Origin of the sequence: Sedimentibacter sp. MB35-C1 (assembly GCF_030913635.1) — a bacterium.
Classification (GTDB): domain Bacteria; phylum Bacillota; class Clostridia; order Tissierellales; family Sedimentibacteraceae; genus Sedimentibacter.
In genome coordinates this window covers 479,004-497,580 of sequence record NZ_CP133188.1, presented here as the reverse complement: position 1 = coordinate 497,580, position 18,577 = coordinate 479,004, and the positions used below count along the sequence as shown (strand labels likewise).

At 31.7% G+C, this 18,577-nt stretch carries 18 protein-coding genes and 1 pseudogene; 16 read left to right on the top strand and 3 right to left on the bottom strand.

All coding sequences use genetic code 11. The annotated features are described in order from the left end of the window. The first annotated feature begins 657 nt into the window (after positions 1-657). The 8 genes from RBQ61_RS02340 to RBQ61_RS17620 all read left to right on the top strand — a co-directional run bounded on the left by RBQ61_RS02340 (position 658) and on the right by RBQ61_RS17620 (position 6,429). Positions 658-798: a hypothetical protein gene (locus tag RBQ61_RS02340; protein WP_308138932.1), complete on the top strand. Its 141-nt coding sequence runs from the start codon at positions 658-660 to the stop codon at positions 796-798. An 18-nt stretch (positions 799-816) separates the two neighbouring features. After that, on the top strand, positions 817-1,821 hold the full coding sequence (locus RBQ61_RS02335) for a hypothetical protein (RefSeq protein WP_308138931.1): 1,005 nt from the start codon (positions 817-819) through the stop codon (positions 1,819-1,821). Then, entirely contained in the window at positions 1,763-2,356 is a 594-nt protein-coding gene (locus RBQ61_RS02330) for a VanZ family protein (RefSeq protein WP_308138930.1), read from the top strand. The genes RBQ61_RS02335 and RBQ61_RS02330 overlap by 59 nt, the downstream gene beginning before the upstream one ends. A gap of 994 nt (positions 2,357-3,350) precedes the next feature. Continuing rightward, entirely contained in the window at positions 3,351-4,361 is a 1,011-nt protein-coding gene (locus RBQ61_RS02325) for a hypothetical protein (protein WP_308138929.1), read from the top strand. Positions 4,362-4,803: 442 nt separating this feature from the next. Further along, entirely contained in the window at positions 4,804-4,941 is a 138-nt protein-coding gene (locus RBQ61_RS02320) for an LDCC motif putative metal-binding protein (RefSeq protein WP_308138928.1), read from the top strand. Between the two features lie 332 nt (positions 4,942-5,273). Then, positions 5,274-5,621, top strand: coding sequence for a four-helix bundle copper-binding protein (locus RBQ61_RS02315; protein WP_308138927.1), 348 nt, complete (start codon positions 5,274-5,276; stop codon positions 5,619-5,621). A gap of 350 nt (positions 5,622-5,971) precedes the next feature. Next, positions 5,972-6,205, top strand: a complete 234-nt coding sequence (locus tag RBQ61_RS02310) for an SHOCT domain-containing protein (RefSeq protein ID WP_308138926.1) — start codon at positions 5,972-5,974, stop codon at positions 6,203-6,205. Positions 6,206-6,285: 80 nt separating this feature from the next. After that, entirely contained in the window at positions 6,286-6,429 is a 144-nt protein-coding gene (locus RBQ61_RS17620; protein WP_374049924.1) for a hypothetical protein, read from the top strand. Here the strand turns inward: RBQ61_RS17620 and RBQ61_RS02305 are convergent. Then, positions 6,374-6,496: pseudogene (locus RBQ61_RS02305) on the bottom strand (IS3 family transposase); the annotation flags it as partial. The gene RBQ61_RS17620 and the pseudogene RBQ61_RS02305 overlap by 56 nt on opposite strands. A 352-nt stretch (positions 6,497-6,848) precedes the next feature. Here RBQ61_RS02305 and RBQ61_RS02300 point away from each other — a divergent pair. From RBQ61_RS02300 to RBQ61_RS02290, 3 genes are all read left to right on the top strand, one after another. Beyond that, complete coding sequence (locus tag RBQ61_RS02300) at positions 6,849-7,700, top strand: hypothetical protein (protein ID WP_308138925.1); 852 nt, start codon at positions 6,849-6,851, stop codon at positions 7,698-7,700. A gap of 153 nt (positions 7,701-7,853) precedes the next feature. Beyond that, positions 7,854-8,786 carry an NAD(P)H-hydrate dehydratase gene (locus RBQ61_RS02295; RefSeq protein WP_308138924.1) on the top strand — a complete coding sequence of 311 codons (933 nt, stop codon included), beginning with the start codon at positions 7,854-7,856 and terminating at the stop codon, positions 8,784-8,786. Positions 8,787-8,981: 195 nt separating this feature from the next. Continuing rightward, positions 8,982-9,296, top strand: coding sequence for a DUF5362 family protein (locus RBQ61_RS02290; protein ID WP_308138923.1), 315 nt, complete (start codon positions 8,982-8,984; stop codon positions 9,294-9,296). A gap of 144 nt (positions 9,297-9,440) precedes the next feature. On the opposite strand, the gene RBQ61_RS02285 is transcribed toward RBQ61_RS02290, so the two are convergent. Continuing rightward, the gene (locus tag RBQ61_RS02285; RefSeq protein ID WP_308138922.1) at positions 9,441-11,225 is read right to left on the bottom strand and encodes a methyl-accepting chemotaxis protein; all 1,785 of its coding nucleotides are present in this window, start codon (positions 11,223-11,225) and stop codon (positions 9,441-9,443) included. 225 nt (positions 11,226-11,450) lie between these two features. Here RBQ61_RS02285 and RBQ61_RS02280 point away from each other — a divergent pair, with 225 nt between their 5' ends. The 3 genes from RBQ61_RS02280 to RBQ61_RS02270 all read left to right on the top strand — a co-directional run bounded on the left by RBQ61_RS02280 (position 11,451) and on the right by RBQ61_RS02270 (position 13,588). Further along, complete coding sequence (locus RBQ61_RS02280; RefSeq protein WP_308138921.1) at positions 11,451-11,879, top strand: EAL domain-containing protein; 429 nt, start codon at positions 11,451-11,453, stop codon at positions 11,877-11,879. 91 nt (positions 11,880-11,970) lie between these two features. Then, positions 11,971-12,897 (top strand): substrate-binding domain-containing protein, encoded by a 927-nt coding sequence (locus tag RBQ61_RS02275; protein WP_308138920.1) that lies wholly within the window; start codon positions 11,971-11,973, stop codon positions 12,895-12,897. A 163-nt stretch (positions 12,898-13,060) separates the two neighbouring features. Further along, positions 13,061-13,588 (top strand): superoxide dismutase family protein, encoded by a 528-nt coding sequence (locus RBQ61_RS02270; protein WP_374049896.1) that lies wholly within the window; start codon positions 13,061-13,063, stop codon positions 13,586-13,588. Positions 13,589-13,656: 68 nt separating this feature from the next. Here the strand turns inward: RBQ61_RS02270 and RBQ61_RS02265 are convergent, their stop codons facing one another. After that, on the bottom strand, positions 13,657-14,223 hold the full coding sequence (locus RBQ61_RS02265) for a TetR/AcrR family transcriptional regulator (RefSeq protein ID WP_308138919.1): 567 nt from the start codon (positions 14,221-14,223) through the stop codon (positions 13,657-13,659). A 167-nt stretch (positions 14,224-14,390) separates the two neighbouring features. On the opposite strand from RBQ61_RS02265, the gene RBQ61_RS02260 reads away from it, so the two are divergent. Both RBQ61_RS02260 and RBQ61_RS02255 read left to right on the top strand, forming a co-directional pair. Beyond that, the gene (locus RBQ61_RS02260) at positions 14,391-16,322 is read left to right on the top strand and encodes a flavocytochrome c (RefSeq protein WP_308138918.1); all 1,932 of its coding nucleotides are present in this window, start codon (positions 14,391-14,393) and stop codon (positions 16,320-16,322) included. A 165-nt stretch (positions 16,323-16,487) separates the two neighbouring features. Then, the gene (locus RBQ61_RS02255) at positions 16,488-18,572 is read left to right on the top strand and encodes a stalk domain-containing protein (protein WP_308138917.1); all 2,085 of its coding nucleotides are present in this window, start codon (positions 16,488-16,490) and stop codon (positions 18,570-18,572) included. Positions 18,573-18,577: the final 5 nt, after the last annotated feature.

Here is an 18,577-nt window from a genome sequence, read left to right as displayed (position 1 = left end):
CTTTCTATGATTAAATAAGGAATCATAGAAGGCTATTTTTATGGCAAAGAGAAAAACAAAATTAGTAGAATGAAATAAGTTAAAGTTTATTTTTCATTTTTAAGACTAAAGAATTTTTTAGGTCTGCGTTCTATAAAAGGTTAGGATATTTTTGGGACATTTTTTATTATAAAATGGTATAAAATGTAGTTATTCAATAAAGATGCATTGCCTTAAACACATTGAAATAACAATAAAGTGTTAATTACATATTACATCCTATTATTTGGGGAGGTAAAGCTACTCGCTTAAAATATAAAGAAGCACATGACCATGAAAAAGTAAGCAATATGTAATTAACCACTTGATGAGAGGCACTGACTGAAATAGGTTAGTGTCTTTTGTATTTTTTGACTTCAACACAAATATAAGTTAAATACACTAAATTTTTTTTATTTATAATATGCGTTTTTATCCTGTCTGGGCAAATTTTAAAAAAAGTATTTTTAAATAGATGTCGAAAATTGCATATTGTATACATTATAGTATTTAATTTTATCTATATAATTAATTTATCCCTTGTTTGTTATAATTGTTTGTTAAGTTGACCAAGTTGTATAATTAAATTATAATTGAATGTAGTATTATCTTTTGGAATTTATATAGGGGAGGGAAATATTGAATTACTATAGGATAGGGATATGTGATGATGAAGAGTTTTTTTTGGAAAAGATATACCATTTAGTTGAGAGAAATCTTATAGACTTAAACTGCAATTTTGAAATATATAGATTTAATAAGTTATCAAAATATTATTAACGCATTGGAGGATGGAGAGTGAAATATGTGAAAAAACTGCTGTTTTTTATTATAATTTTAACTTGTGTATGCTCTGCTTGTGGGACTGAAACTAATATTACTGAAGAAGAGTATCTTTCTTTTATTGAACACTATACTTTCCCACCCAACGAAGAAGAGCTTTTGATGGTAATGCAAAAGGTGAACTTGAATTGGGGGATTGGAGGACTTGTGTCGAGTTTTTCATCACAAAAAGAAGATAATGATATAATAGCTATTCATCACATTAACTACCATAGGAATTTAATTGTATGTACATTAAATCTTAACTACAGTACAGGCAAATATGGCGATTTTACATTTGGATACAAATTTTTACCAATAGAAGATGCTATAACTCAAGAGCAATATGATAGGTTCCGAAATGAAGACTTACCATTAATATGGTCATTGGCAGGAGAACTTCTTCTTGAGCAAGAGGCAATTGAAAGTTTGAGAGAAGAATGTATGACATATTTTAATAAATACAAAAAAAATGGTCAACATTTAAATCATATTAATTGGTGGGGAAGACAAAATGATATTTTTTGTCATGTGGAGTTTACGTGGCATTCTGCTTTTAATCAATATATACCTTATAGTGTGACTTTCTTTGATCCGGTGGCACTGGCATTTGATTATAAAACTCAAGGAAAAATTAAATTATATAAGAAAGAAGAGGCAGTATATACTGTATCTGAAGTTGATATTTTAAATTCTACACCATCTGGTGATTTTCTCATATCAGGATATCTTGAAAACCTATGCATCAATGATGATGATATAAATCCAAGTGCATTTTATCACGGATATCCAGCTAATGTAGATTTATATCAAAAAGGATGGTTAGTGGATGAAACAGGCAAATTACCAGTTTATATTATGCCTACGCCTTTGTCAGAAAGTGAATTATCAAAGTGTAGGTTTCATATTGTTAGAATAATAGATGCACCAGAACCATACTGTGTTATTATCCAAAGTGAAATTAAGACAAGTAATTATTAGTACATTGTTTATGAGATATATAATTATGGTTATAGGAGTTACTTTTTTAAATAGGAGGTCTGGTATTTACGGAAATGTAAATTTCCACTTTATAAGTACATATATAGAAGCCTGGAACTCCTTTAATCAAAGGAATTGGCAGTTTATTATTCTGAATATATTATTATTTGTTCCACTAGGAATTTTTTTGCCTATTATTCATAAGAAATTTAATAATATACTATGGACCTTATTTGTGGGTCTTATCATTACATTAATAATTGAATGCTTACAGTATTTAACTGAATTTGGTATTTTTGATATAGATGATATTTTTAATAACATTTTAGGAACAGCCATTGGATATATTATTAAAATGAGCGCTACTGAAATGTTGCGCAAACAAAAGAACAATAGGTTAAGCATATTTCATCAGATGCAGGAAGTTATGAGTGGACTGTGGATTTGGAAAGTAGAGATGATTCTTTGGTCGATGGAATTTAGTCTTGTACATATTACAGCGATGGCGATATTAAGTATATATCTAATAATTTAGTTACTTATAAAAAAGAAAAAGATATAGAAATTATTAGTGAAGTAGAAGCTTATGATAAATTAAAAACTGGAAAATTTAAGTTAAGTAATTCATCCATTAATATTAAGAAAATTGATATAACTAAAGTAATATTAGATTACATGATTGATTCTAAAGGATTCTTACAACCGGTATATTTATTTCATACTTTATTAAATGGTGAGGAAACTACAATCGTTATTCTGGCAATGTTAAAGGAAGACCTTTTAATGAACTAATTGAGGAATTAAGATAAAGGTTTAACAAGTAAGAATATGTTCTAAGCTTTTAAAAAATATAATTGAGGAATAATATTACAATATTTGTATATATTCTAAAATAGCTTCGGGCAAATTCTGGGCAAATTTTTGTAGAGAACAGTATAAAACGGTATTAATAAAAATGTATGGAATTCTATGAAAATATTGAAATTTACACATAGTATTAATACCATTTTACCCCCTAAGATTCGGGGAGGTAAAGCTACTCGCTTAAAATATAAAGAAGCACATGACCATGAAAAAGTAAGCAATATGTAATTAACCACTTGATGAGAGGCACTGACTGTAAAGGGTTGGTGTCTTTTGTGTTTTTAATTCTAATTTAAATTAATATCAGAAAGAGGCGTACCAATTGTGCAAGATTGTTGAATAGCATATTCTCCTTTTTGCCAATTTCGTTTCTTATAATTGATACTTCAAAATCTTTATGTAGTCTCTCGTGGAGAATTTGAAAAAAATATGCTGCTTAAAATTTGCTTTTAAATTGTAAAAAAGTTACAATTATGGTATGTTGTATTACGACGGATAAGTAATATTATATCCAACTGTAAAATATTACGGTATTCTTGTATATGCAGAAGCACAGGATTTAGTTGAATTAGCTAAAAACGAACAAATAAAATTAGTAGAATTTAATGAAGCTTTGGTATCTAAAAAATATTAAATAAAGTATCCAAAATAGTGAGGGGGAAGCAATGAATATAAACAATAATATTTTTAAGAAGGTATCATTTTGGGTTGTAGCCGTAATTGTTATTGTAGTAGGTATAGTTATTGCCTTCGGAACAAATCCCATAAATGATTATCAATATCAATTTCCTTTGAAAACTGAAGATATAGAAAAGGTATTGGCTGAACAGGGAATAGATATGGTTATAGTAGATAGCAATACTATTGATGATTCAATAAATGTTCCAGCATTAAATAATGTTACAATAAATATAGCAACTTTAAGAAATGATGATAATATAACATTTGGAATTAGTTCTCAAGATAGAGATAATCATAAGGTTCTAAACTTGTCTTGGTATTTACCAAAAACATTATCATCAGAACAAGTTAATGATTTTTTTTATAATGAGCTATCAAAACAATTTGAACTCGCTGGTATATTCTATGGAAATAAAAAAGAATTAGATAAAGAATTAGATAAATTGCTTGATTATTATCTTGATGAAAAAAATTATAATAATAGCTTTTTTTGGAACAAAAGGGTAGGTAATGACCATTTAAGAGTAAGTAAAAATAATCAAACTATATCCATGCTAATTATTCCTGATGAAGGATATGAAACTTATTTAAATTCGAGAAATGAAGCTTGGAAAAATACTGCCGAAATTGATAATATTAATATATATAACAGTACTATAGTAGAAATGAAAGAGTCAGTAAAAGAAGACATACCGGTTGAAAATAAATCAGATATTGTATCACAACACTTTGTTATTAAAGGTCAATTGAAAAATATTAAAGAAAATAAAAAAGTACCAACAGCATTAATGAATATTAACTCAAACTATTTAATGCCAAACAAGGATAAGTACTTAAGCGCTAAATTAGTTGATAATACGGGTAGTGTTGATGTGTTTTTACAAATGACTTCGCTTAAACCAAATCAATTAAGTATGGAACGCAATCACAATGTTGTTGTGTTTTATAACAACAATGAACCGGTATATGTTGTTCGTTTTAGTACATTGAATTAAGTGAACAGCTACTTGATTTATATTTATATTTGTATTCTGTATTGTATTCAATATTAAATTCCAATCTGTATTTGAATTATTAGGCATAATTCAAATTATACGAACTAATTTAACGCAAAAAAGCATGTAAATTTTTAATAAATTACATGCTTTTTTGTTACAAATATTATACAAAACTCGTTACAAAAGTGACTGTAAAAATTGAATTTGCGAGATATATGTTAGAAGATATTATTAAAAATATTGTTATAGTGAATACTATTCATACAGTTAAATTAATAGCAGCATAATCACTATTAAAGTAATCAAATGTATTGATTTTAAAACAACATATTTATCATTGTCAAAAGAAGCAATTAAAGAGGATAGAAATGATGAAAAAGTTGATGAAATAATTAGTATTTTATAAAAAATAATATAAAAATAGAAAGGAGTGGTTTTAATGTTTAAATTCATTAAAAATTGGCTTGACAGATTGGCAGAAGAGAATAAAAAAACTTTTGGAACAGGTAGAATGGATTGCTGTGATTTAAATAAACCGAAAAATACAACACAAGCTAATACTAGTAATAAGAAATGAGGTGAAAAAAATATCACATATTAAAAAATTCTAATAAGTTATTAAAGAAAAATCTTAATATGGACAATTTAACAGGACTTACTTTATGTAAAACTGTATCCGCTACTTGATGTCCAAATCTTACAAATCTTTAGAACAAGATAGTAGCTTCCTCCTATTATGATGATGTAATGATGCTTATGTTGTTAGGTGATTGAAATAGTCAAGATTAGTGAGAAGGTAAATAAAATATACTTGTGAATATCTTAAATTAGATAAATCGTAAGTATAAAAACCAAAGAATTTCAAATAATACTTTTATATTAAAAATATAAAAGAAAGGATAAATATCGATGGGTATAGTAACAAATAATCATATGCAGTCATGCATAGATGCATGTAATAAATGTGCACAAGCATGCTTTGAATGCTTTAATGCATGTTTAAATGAACCGGATTTAAATGCAAGAAAGAACTGTGTTAAAATTCTGGTAGAATGCGCTATGATGTGTCAAATGTCTGCTGCAACAATGTCAATGGTGGGTAGCTTTACATCAGAACATTGTAATGTGTGTGCTAAAATTTGTGATAAATGCGCTGAAGAATGCGCTATGTTTAAAGATGATCATTGCAAGAAGTGTGCAGATATTTGCCGTATGTGTGCAGATGAATGCAGAAAAATGGCTGGTGCATTAGTTTAATCAGTAAAAAAGAGGTTATATCAAAAACAGTATTCAATAATTATTTACCGAATACTGTTTTTATATTTCATAACTTCTTAAGGGGTATTTATATTTGACAATATTTAAAATTTAATTTTTGAATAATCTTAACTGTTTATTGAAATTATATATAAAGTTATTGAATTTAGAAATTTAAAAATTAATGATAATAAATAGTAACAAAAAAGCACTTTATATAAATAATAACTTTGCTTCACAAGTTCTTCGAGGTTACTAATCTAAAAAGTGATATTTTGAAGAAAATAGTTATTCATAATTTTTAAAATTGGTGTTAAGTATAAAAATAATAATCAAATGGAGTTGGTACTATGATGGGATATGGATATGGAATGATGGGCTATGGGTGGGGCTGGTTCATAATGATAGGCGCAGTTGTATTAACGGTATTAGGAATTGTAGCTCTGATTAATTATTTTCAGCTATCAACTAAGACTAATGGCCGTTCAAATAACAATGCTTTAAATATTTTAAATGAAAGATATGCCAGAGGAGAAATAACTGAAGAAGAATACAATCAGAAAAAAACACAATTAAGAAAATAATATAATTAGTTTATAAAAAATTAATGCCACCGTAAAGGCATTAATTTTTTGTTGAATTAAAATGGAAGAGGTGCTTTATTATGAAAAAAATTTTATCTAACAGATATAATATTTTGTTTTTAATATTTGTTTTGTTAATAGGGGCTTTAGGGTACAGGTTTGCTTTAACTGTGGCAAAAGCTCTTGCTACTAAATCTGCATCTTTATTTCGGCCAGCACTATAACCAATTATTTTACGATTAAAAAGGTCATAAGCACACATATATAGTTCCAGCTTTTGCCGACTCTAATATCATATTCACTTATTATATCGCATTTTCTTTTACCGTTTTGATATAACAGTACTATTTGGCTTTTAAATTCTGTAGTAAAAGTACGACGTTGTTTTCTGTTTTTTGATTCTGGCATGGTCATGCTCCTTGTTTATTATATTCTGATTGTACATGACCTTAAAATTTCTGTCCAGTTTATTATAGCCGATCCAAAACTCGAAAATTATAGTATTTGTAAATTATAATTTGAAAATGTATAATTTATATAGTATCCTTAATTATAAGGCTTAACTGCAATACTATGGCATTATAATGCAAAGACTCAATGTTACTGACTGGTATTTAATTTTCTAATTTTGTAAGGAGGTATTATGTATAAAAAATATACACAATTAATTTTTGGTTTAATGATAATTATAATTTTTACTTCTTGCAATGATTCAAAAAAATCATTAATGTTTAATGAAATACAAACCCCTAGTAACTACTTTGATACTACCGAAGAAAATGATAAAATTTATATAGTAGATGAAAATGCAGTAAATATATTTAAGACATTTTTTCAAATAGAAAATATTGATAACAGCCTTTGTTATCTCGTTGACGATAAATTGAATATTAATGTTTACTTTAACGATAATTTAAATGCTAATGATATAAAAAATATAGAACTTTATTTTACAAAAATTTTAGTATTAAAGCAATATGGTTCCTATCCAATTCCATATGGAGATTTATATAATAAAAGGGTGAAATATGACTCGTGTGTCCTAAGGATTTTTACTATCGATAAGCTTTTAATCTACGACGAATATGATTTTAACTCGAATAATTTTGAATATTATGAAAATATGTCAATTAATATAGATTCTAGAAATTATAATGATGACTATTCATTAAATGTCATGAATAAAATTAGTAAAGAATTAAATAGAAATCTCAATATAGTTACAGTAAAACCTTTTAAGGGATATGCCATAATGTTTAAAATTATAACTAATGAAAAATTAGGCAAAGACGATATAGATTTAATAAAAGAAATTATTGAAACAAATTTAACAGATCGGGCAGATATAAACTCATATGTAGGTATTATAGTTGAATTATCGATAGATTCTGAAAAGTATGAAGAGTTTACCTATATAAATGGCATAAACAAAAGATGGACAGAAGAAAACTGGGTGACTATTGATTTTGTTAAAGAAGCTATGACCTTAGAATAATGATAAGAAAACTTGGTAAAATTTGTAAATACGCAAAAGTTCCTAAGTAATTGGGAGCTATATTGGTAAAACAATGCTGTTATAAAAATTAGAGTTCTGTGGCATTATTTTTTTAGCAAATAAATATAATCAAGTTAAGTTTACAGGTGAAATATGATTAAAAAAAATTTAGATAATTTCATTCTAGGCAATACAGATAAAATTCCGATTGTGGAATTTAATGATAACAATTTTGTACATTTGACCGAACTAAATGATATTAAAGGTATTATTAAGAAACGTTGCAGAAATTCTCACAAGGGAACATATGGCAAAGTGGGATTCATCTCCGGTTCTAAGGGAATGGCAGGTGCGGCGGTTCTTAATCTTAATGCTGCACTTAAATGCGGCTCAGGCTTGGTTAAAGCTTTTATACCGGATGAAATATATTGTGTAGTTGAGTCCATGGCATTAGAAGCAATAACATGTACTTATAATGCACACGATTTTTCTTTTGAAAAGCTTAAACAAGAGATAATTGCTTATTCTGATGTAGTGGCAACAGGTTCGGGTTGCAGTAATATAATTAATTATGACGGAATACTGAATTATCTTTTGAGTAATTGCTTAAAGCCGTTGGTTATTGACGCCGAGGGAATAAATAAGCTTGACTTAAATAAACTGTTAGGTCACGAGCAGCTTGTTGTTTTGACGCCGCACTACGGGGAAATGGCAAGATTGTTAAAAAATGATATTAGCTATTTAAGTAATGATATAATCGAAAAATCTTCCGAGTTTTCACAAAAATATAATGTATTTCTTGTGTTAAAGGGCGCACGTACAGTAATTGCATGTCCAGATGGTGAAGCATTTATTAATACTACTGGAAACCCTGGAATGGCAACAGCCGGCAGCGGAGATGTACTGACGGGAATAATTGCTTCATTAATAGGACAGCAAATAGAGATAAAAAATGCACTCAGAGCTGCTGTTTACTTGCATGGTATGGCCGGAGATATGGGAGCAGAGTGCTTGGGGGAATATTCGTTAACTGCAGGTGATATTATTAAATACTTACCTGAAGCTATAATAAAAATAATTCAATAGTATCATTAAGGAAAATGCCAGTTAACTAAGTTGGCATTTTTAAATCCTTGCAACTATCAGGTAAATTATGGTATAATGAAACGCTTTTATACTCTGCTTTGCTATTAAAAACTGAAGTAAAGCACGCAATAAAAATATGCAGGGGGTGAGAATTAGTGAGTACAGCTTCTTGCTGATACCTTACTAAGAAATATTATGAACCAAGATTTGCAAGAATTGAGTAAATGGACGGGTATTATAGGCGTAATATACATTATTTTTGGTATTATTGCTGCAATTGCAGGCTTATTTGCATTCCTTATAGGATCTGTGCCCGGTATTATACAAATAATTTTGGGCTCTAAATTATTAAAAGTTAAAAAGCATGCTGATGAAGCAATATTTTCAAATGTTGATGATTCTTCGGTTCAAGTAAGTTATATGATTTCAAAGCTGGCATCATATTTCAAGCTTCAGGGACTGCTAATGGTGGTTAGTTTTATAGTTGAGATTATATTAAGAGTGTACTAATGGATGTTTTTGCTTTGTTTGGAACAGTGCTTTAATCAATTAATGAAATTGGTATAATTGCTATGAAATGATAGTATAAATAAATGAGGTAAACAGCTCATTGAAGGAATATTATTGATCTATTTCTTAATGAGCTGTTTTATTTTACAATGCAAATTTACTTAACATATTATGCAGCTTTTGAGATCTTAGGGACAGTTCACTGCTGTCAGCGTAAGACTGCTCAGCTGCATTGGAATTTGCCAGAACTATGGTTGAAATATGGTCTATTCCTGATTTTATTTCTTTTATGGCTGACAGCTGTTCTTCGGAAGCTTTTGTAATCTCTGATATCTTAATTGTTGCTTCGTTTGAGCTTGTTACAATTTTTGACAGAGATGAAGCTGTTTCGTTTGCAAGTTTGTTTCCGTTATGTACAGCCTGTGAGGTTTCTTCAATAATATAGGCAATGTTTTTAGCAGCCTCGGAGCTGTTTAGTGCCAGACTTCTTACTTCACCAGCTACAACGGCAAACCCTTTGCCGGCATCGCCTGCGCGTGCTGCTTCAACTGCAGCGTTTAGTGCTAAAATGTTTGTTTGAAAAGTTATATTATCAATGACTTTAATAAATTTTTCTACATCACTGGATTTTTTGCTTATTTCAGACATAGTGTCCAGCATTTCATTCATACTTTTGCTGCAGCTGGTAATTTCATCATCAATTTTATACAATGTATTTCTTGCATCATGGGTGTTTTCTGTATTAGCTTTTGCATATTCAGATATTTCATCAATTGCTGTTTGTGATTCCTCTATTGAACTTGACTGATCAGCCGCTCCTTTTGAGATGGTTTGAGAATTTGTTAATAATTGGCCTGACCTTAAAGAGACTTCTGATGACAGCTGGCTTATTCCCTTGAGAGTATCTGATAAAAGGCTTACTGATGCATCAATGGATTGTCCTATTTTTTTGAAATCACCTTTAAAATTTCCGCTTGTCGTTATATCTAAATTACCTTCTGATAATTGCTTCATGGCATAATCAATTTCATTTATATATAATGCCAGGGAACATGAGGATTTTCTTAAGTCTTCAGCTAATCGGCCTATTTCATTATCTGATTCATACTCTATTTCACAGTCTAGGTTTCCCTCTGACAATGACATTGCAAAATCTTCTATTTGCATTATAGGTTTTACAATGCTGCCTGCTATGGATTTTGAAATTATCCATCCAAGAACTACTACTGCTGTTGTTGTGGCTATTGTCAGTATTAAGGTAAACTTTGATGCTTTGTCAGATTCTTCGGCGTTCTCCTGCAGTTCAGCATTTATTTTTTCAGTTATCAAATCAAGGTTTGAGTTTATTTTAATGATAATTGGATCATAAGAATTAAAAATCATTCTAGATGCGTCACTTTTGTACTTACTTGTCATTACGGCATCTCTTATTTTAGCCTCTTCTTCCAAAGCTTTAAGTATATCATTTATATTTTTTGTATCACTGTTTAAAAAAACTTTGAGGTTTTCAAGATTTTTTACGGCTTCGTCGTACAAATCTTGGCTTTCTTTTATGTAATCATCCTTTTTTGCCTTGTTGTCTGTCAGTGTTGATGCATATAAATTTTTTTCAATTATTTTTAGATTATTAGATACAGAAGATGCGTAATATACCTCGGGAATAGTAACATCATTAGCTTTTTTTAATAGTTTAACAGTTTCATTATATTTTAACATACTTACGGAAATTGGAATTATAAATAGGATTATAATTACTGCAAAGGAAACCTCCAGCTTAGTTCCCAGTTTCATATTGGCAAAAGAATTTTTTCCGTACTGTATTTTTTTCCTAGAGATTAAGCTGTCTGTCTTAAATTTAAAAAAATTTGAAACGGAAGAAAGAGCATTTATTATTTTTTTATTGATTATCTTAAATACCTTTTTGAACATAATTGTCTCCTTTATAATATTATAAAAACACTTTCAATATAATTTGCTTAGGTAATCAGTACATAAAAATTTTGTAAACGGTTTGTATTATTTACAATGTTCTATATAAATTATTTTTGAGAAATTTACTTTTAATTTACAAAGAAATTTCAATTATTTATCAAAATTATGATTTCAATAGAGTAGCATTAAGTTCATCCGAAACAATTGCTAGGAGTTGACAAGATGTCACAGAAAATTCAGGAAGATTTGAATTACATAATTGATAATAAGCTAATAAAAACAGTATTCCAGCCTATAGTATCGCTAAGGGACGGCAGTATTTTTGGGCATGAGGCGTTGAGCAGAATAACTTGCAAGGATTCAATAAAAAATCCGGATCAACTCTTTACCGAAGCAGCAAAACATAACTGTTTGTGGCAGCTGGAACTGTTATGCAGGACAAAAGCTCTGGAGGCTGCATTTGTCCACATGGTTCCACCGTACAACAAAAAACTATTTATTAATGTAAACCCATACACAATGAATGATGAGAGTTTTAAGAGAGGTTTTACAAGGGAATTTTTGATGCAATACAGTATAGATCCCATTAAATTTCGCAAACTAAATAATACGTTAAGATTTTTGATAATGAATATTTTGAAAGTTTATTAAAAACTTACAAATCATTTACATTGCGCTGATTACTTTTTTACTAACCGGCGATATAGTGAATAAAGAAAATTTATGAAGGAGAAAATATTAAATGAACGTAAAAAAAATATTATCGATAGTTTCAGCAGTATTAGTGATGTCTTTGGCATTTGTAGGATGCGCTAAGACTGAGACACAGGTACCTAACAATGAGCAGCCTGCAGGACAACAAGAAGAAGAGCAGGCACCGAGTTTTGATACTGATAAGGATATAACAGTAATTGCAAGAGATGCTGCTTCCGGAACAAGAGGTGCATTTCATGAACTTATGAAAATTAAAGTTAAAGAAGGAGACACAGAGATAGACAAACTGGTTGTTGGAGCTCTGGAATTTGACGGAACAGATAAAGTAATAACAGCTGTAGAGGGAGACGAATACGGTATCGGATATATTTCATTAGGATCTGTAAGTGAAAGAATTAAAGCATTAAATGTTGATGGAGTTGAACCTACCATTGATAACATTAAAAACGGTGAATATGCAGTAGCAAGACCATTTTTACTTGTTACAAAGGGAGAAGAGAGTGATTTAGTTAAAGATTTTATAAGCTTTACTGAATCTGTTCAAGGTCAGCAGATAGTTGAAGAAAAACACTACATTTCATCAGTTTCAGACCCTGTTGAATACACTGCTTCAAATATGTCAGGAACAATCAAAATTGCTGGTTCGACTTCAGTTACACCACTTATGGAAAAACTTCAAGAAGTTTACAAAGAACTTAACCCAAATGTTTCATTCGAAATGCAGTCAAACGGATCATCTCAGGGAATCAAGGCAGCTATTGACGGAAGCTATGATATAGGAATGAGTTCAAGAGAACTTAAAGATGAAGAAAAATCTCAACTTAACGAGCATGTACTTGCAATGGACGGTATAGCAGTTATAGTTAACAATGAAAACCCAATTTCTGATTTATCATCAGAAGATATTACAAAAGTATATACAGGCGAAATAACGAAATGGTCAGAGGTAGAATAATAAAATCCCTCCAAGAGCAAAAAAGCAATCAGCTATAGGCTGGTTGCTTTTTTATATGCTGAAAAATTTTCTTCTAGCATGTAAAAAGGAGGATGACAGTTGCGTATGTAACTATTTATATAAAAATCCATAAAATAAAGTACTAAATAGATTGGAGGTCAAAATGGATTGTTATAATAATAGATACGTTTGCTCGAAGAACTATGGATATTTAAACAATAGCCAGTACAGCAGTGCGATAGCATATGTATCCGGAAGCCAAGAGGCACCAAATATTCATGGGATGATAATTTTTACAGATGTTCCCGGCGGTACAGAAGTGTTCGCTGAATTTGTAGGGTTACCGATATATAAACCTGCTTCAGGAAATGATGCTCCTGTAGGGCCGTTTGGATTTCATATCCATGAATATGGAATGTGTCAACCAGGCGAATCAGGTGAACCGTTTGGCGCGGCCGGAGGACATTGGAATCCTACAAATCAACCACATGGAAATCATGCAGGTGATTTCCCGGTTATATTTTCAAATAATGGATATGCAAGAATGGCTTTTTTTACGGATAAGTTTAAAGTCCAGGATGTTATAGGAAAGTCAGTTATAGTTCACAAGAATCCGGATGATTACAGAACTCAGCCTTCAGGGGCATCCGGAAACAGGATAGCCTGCGGAGTGATTCACCCTCTGCTGTAATTATAATGCTTTATTTACAATTCGAAAGAAGGCACCCTAGGTGCCTTTTGTTTTATTAAATGGACGTTCTATAGAGCTTTTATCATCAGATCGAGGTATTTTTCTGCTCTTTTATATATATCAAAGCTGCCGTTGTAAAGACACCAATGAAAAATTAAGCCTCTCATACCTTGATACAGATATTCATTAATTTCATTTACCTTCATTGGAACAGTAATTTCTCCGGCATCAATTGCTTCCTCAATAATTGGGTTGAGAAGGGTCTGCATTGCTCTTCCTTCTTTTATAAATAAAGTGTTACTGTTGTTATAAAGAATTTTGATAAAATCGAATGGTTGTTCTTCAACAAATTCTATATAAAAAAGCATATAGTTTTTAATTTTTTCCTTGCTTGTACATCCTTTAATTCCATTGCTCACAAATTCGTTAAATATCTCATCAGCCTTTACGTATTGCTGAAGAAGAATATCATTTTTTGATTTATAATAATTATAGAATAATCCTACAGAAACATTTGCAGCTTTAGCAATATCTTGAATAGTTACATTGTCAAAGCCCTTGCTTTTAAATAATTTAATGCTGATATTATAAATTTTTTCTTTTGTTTTTTTCGCTTGAATTGAACGGCTGTTCACTTTGAACCTCCTGAAATTAGTAAAAGATATCAGTAGATATTATAACATAATTAAATAAATATAACAAAAAATATAAATAAAAAATTGCTTGATAAATAACAAACTATATATTATAATGAATGCATTCAATGAATGCATTTAATGAAATTTTTAATCAGGAGGGAAATATGAAATTTAAAAAAGTAATAAGTATTATCTTAGCATTATCTATGATTTTAAGTTTAGTGGCATGTGCATCGGGTACGATTGATAAAGACGATGCAGATAAGAGTGAAGCTGTTTTCACTCCCGGAACTTACGAGGGGGAAGCAGAAGGCTTCCATGGAACAATAAAGGCATCTGTAACAGTAACGGAAACAGAAATAACAGATATAACGGTAGATCATACAGAAACCTCCGGATTAGGAGATAAAGCGGTAGAAAAGATTGTGATGGAAGTAAAAGGAAACACATCTCTTAACATACCAATGGTATCCGGTGCAACTTATTCAAGCAAAGGAATACTGTCTGCAATAGCAGCTGCTCTTGAAAAAGCAGGGGCCGATATTGAAATGTTAAAGAGCAAAGAGTTAGAAAAAAACGAAACAGCAGAGGATATAGATAAGACAGCCGATGTTATCGTTATTGGCGGAGGTGGTGCAGGGCTTGCTGCTGCAGTGTCAGCCCATCAGAACGGTGCCTCTGTAATTGTTATCGAAAAAATGCCTCAGGTAGGTGGAAATACAATTATTTCAGGATCAGCTTATAATGGAGCAGATCCCAACAGGCAAGCATCATTAACGATGACTGACCTTGAGAAACAAACTGTTGAAGGCATAATAAATGCAGATCAAACAGACCTTGAAGTAAAACAATGGCAAGAAACATTAAAGAAAGAATGGGAAGAATATAAAGACTCCGGTAGTACACAGCTGTTTGACTCACCTACATTGCACAAGCTTCAGACATATAATGGAGGAGATAAGCTGGGAAGTACCAAGTTGATAGGCATACTTGCGGACAACTCTCTTCCTGCTGTTGAATGGCTTGAAAGTCTTGGAATGAAATTCAAGGATTATGTATTTACTGTCTTGGGAGGGCTCTGGTCACGTGCACATAAGCCTGAAAAACCATTGGGAACAGGATATATTGAGACCTATATGAATTATATTGAAGAAAACAGTAACGACATTGAAATTCTCGTTGAAACAAAGGCAGAAGAATTTATAGTTGAGGGTGGAGTAGTTAAAGGCGTATATGCTGACAGGAATGGAGGAAAAGTAACACTTCATGCAAATAAAGGAGTTGTCCTTGCAGCAGGAGGATTTGGTGCAAATGTTGAGATGCGTGAGCAGTATAATACTTTATGGCCTTCTTTAAAAGATATTAAAACTACAAACCATACAGGAGCAACCGGAGACGGAATCATTATGGCTGAAGAAATTAACGCTTCGATATTGGGAATGGAACATATTCAGCTTCTTCCGATGGGAGATCCTGTTACAGGAAGCTTAAGCGGAAATATTGAACAGGGAGTTCAAAACCGTATATTTGTAAATAAAGAAGGAAACAGATTTGTAGATGAAGGTGAAAGAAGAGACGTTATGACTAAGGCTCTTATGGAGCAGACAGATGCTAATATGTGGGTAATAGTTGACAAGCACTCGTATCCTACAGGAGATACAATAAATAATTTCAATGAAAGCATAGACAGCTTGGTTGAGGCAGGCAGGGCATACAAATCAGATACATTAGAAGGGCTTGCTGAGCTTATAGGAGTTGATGAAAAAAATCTTACTGCTGCAGTAGAGACTTTCAATCAGGCAGTAGATGGTACAACTGAAGATCCGTTCGGTAGAACATTATATGCTGATAAGATTGATACTGCCCCATACTATGCCGGTGCAAGAGTTCCGACTGTTCACCATACAATGGGCGGAGTAGAAATAAATGAACTGTCACAAGTTATAGGTTCTGACGGACAGATAATTAAAGGATTGTATGCTGCCGGTGAAGTTACAGGCGGTATTCACGGAAGCAACAGGCTTGGCGGAAATGCATTGGCAGATATTACCGTATTTGGTAAAATTGCAGGAGAAAGTGCTGCTTTGGCAAAATAACAATTAAAAAATATAATAGAAATCTTGATTGATTTTCATCCTATAAAGCTCTCTCACATTGCGAGAGAGCTTTTATATTTATCGGTTTATATATTAATGATTATGTAATAAACACTTAACATATTATATGATATAATGTAGAAAAATGAAAAAAGAGGTGAACAAATGAAGAAAAAGATATTTAATTGGAAAGCAGTCATTTTAATTTTAATGATTGCAACGCTCGCTAATATTAACCCCAATGTGTATGCCCAGAGTCCAATTAAGTTTATGATTGACGGGAAAGAAATTAAGGCCGAACCGGAAGCCTTTATAAAAAATGACAGAACACTGGTTCCTCTAAGAGTTATAGCGGAAGAATTAGATGCAGTGGTGACATGGGACAATGACAGCAGAACGGTACATATATCAAAAGATGACATGCAAGTTGAACTTACTATAGACAGCCACTTAATTGAATACGTTAATGATACAGAAAAAATTTATAAATTAAGTGATGTTGCGCCAATAATAAAAGATGACCGCACCTTCGTGCCTATAAGACTTGTAAGCAATGCTTTGGGGGTAGGCATTGAATGGAACGATGAAAAAAGGACGGTTGTAATTGATTCTTCTGAAAAATCTGAAATAGAATCTTTTTTTGATGTTAACATATCATCTGTTAAAGCGGGACAAGTTATAAGCGGGACAACAAGCCTTAAAGCAGACGTTGGAAGCAGTTTGGTAAGCGGATCTTCAGAGATAAGGTACTTGCTTTTGGATGCGGATACGAAAAAGGGATTCATTGTTGCGAAAGGAAGCGAATTAAATTCATCATACCAATGGATTCCTTCAATGGAAGATGAAGGAGATAAAATTCTTGTAGCAGCTATTTATGATAAAAACGGAAATTTTCTTGCGGGAGATGCAATTAATGTAAATGTAAACATATCTCCTAAAATAAAATTAACAGGTCTTGCTGAGGGAGAATTGGTTACAGCTGATAGTGTACCACTTAATGCAGAACTGAATTTCTCTGCTGCATATGTTCAATATGAAATAATTAATCCGGATACAGGAGCGTACTATATTTCACCTCAATTGGATCCTTTAGGAGGATTTACAATGATTCCCGTTATGGAAGATAACGGAAATATGTCTTTGAGAGTAATTGCTTATGATATGGACAAAACGCCATATTACGGGGATTATGTCAATGTAAAGGTTGATGTTGACAGGTATTTGTATCTTGGAGGAGTTACCTCAGGCCAGTCTGTTGATGGTTCGGTTACTCTTAGGGCCTCAAGAAACTTTAATGTTTCAGAGACAGAGTACATATTGGTGGATTCTGTTACGGGAGAAGAGACGGTTCTTTATAAAGCCGGATACGGAAGCTATACATGGTTTCCTGGACCTGAAATGGCTGGAGCCAAGGAACTTTACGTAAGAGTTAAGGATACTGCAGGCAACGTATATGAAAGCAGCAAGGTTAAGGTAAATGTTGCAGGTACACCTAAACTGTTTTTACAAAGTGTAGGACCGGGTCAGGTTGTTACCGATACTTTCAATCTCAATGTAAAAAGTAATGTAGCTTTAAGTGATGTTAAGTATATTTTAACTAACTTGAAGACAGGTGTGAGCAAGGTGCTTTCGGGACAATCATATACTCCAGGAGTTACGGACTCAGGATCTTGGAGTCTGAGGGCTGAAGCGGTTTATAACGGAGCAGTTTTGAAAACAGAAGATGTAAAATTTACAATCTATACGGAAAAAATATATACGGCACTTCCGATTGTGGCAAAAGATCAATTCCTTGATTTTGCTTCAGACTTAGCTGTAGAAACCAAAAATAATACAGGTATGTCAGCTGCACTGCAAACCGCTCAGGCTATTCTTGAAACAGGATGGGGACAGAGCGTTCCGGTAGACAAATATACCGGACAGTTGTCAAACAATCTTTTTGGTGTAAAAGGAACAGCTTCAGCCGGTTCTGTAACGTCAAACACGTGGGAGGAATACAACGGCGTTTCATTTAGAGTAGATGCTGAATTCAGAGCATACAATAATGTTAAAGAAAGCTGGAATGATCATAATGAACTTCTTTTAACAAAAGAAAGGTATGCGCCTTTCAGAGCGGTTATGTTTGACAGCACCGAGGGCGCCTGGGCGCTGAGAAGGTGTGGTTATGCTACAGATTCATCCTATGCGATTAAGCTTATTGACATAATAAACAGATATAATCTGAAAGAACTTGATAAAGTAGGTATATAAATAAT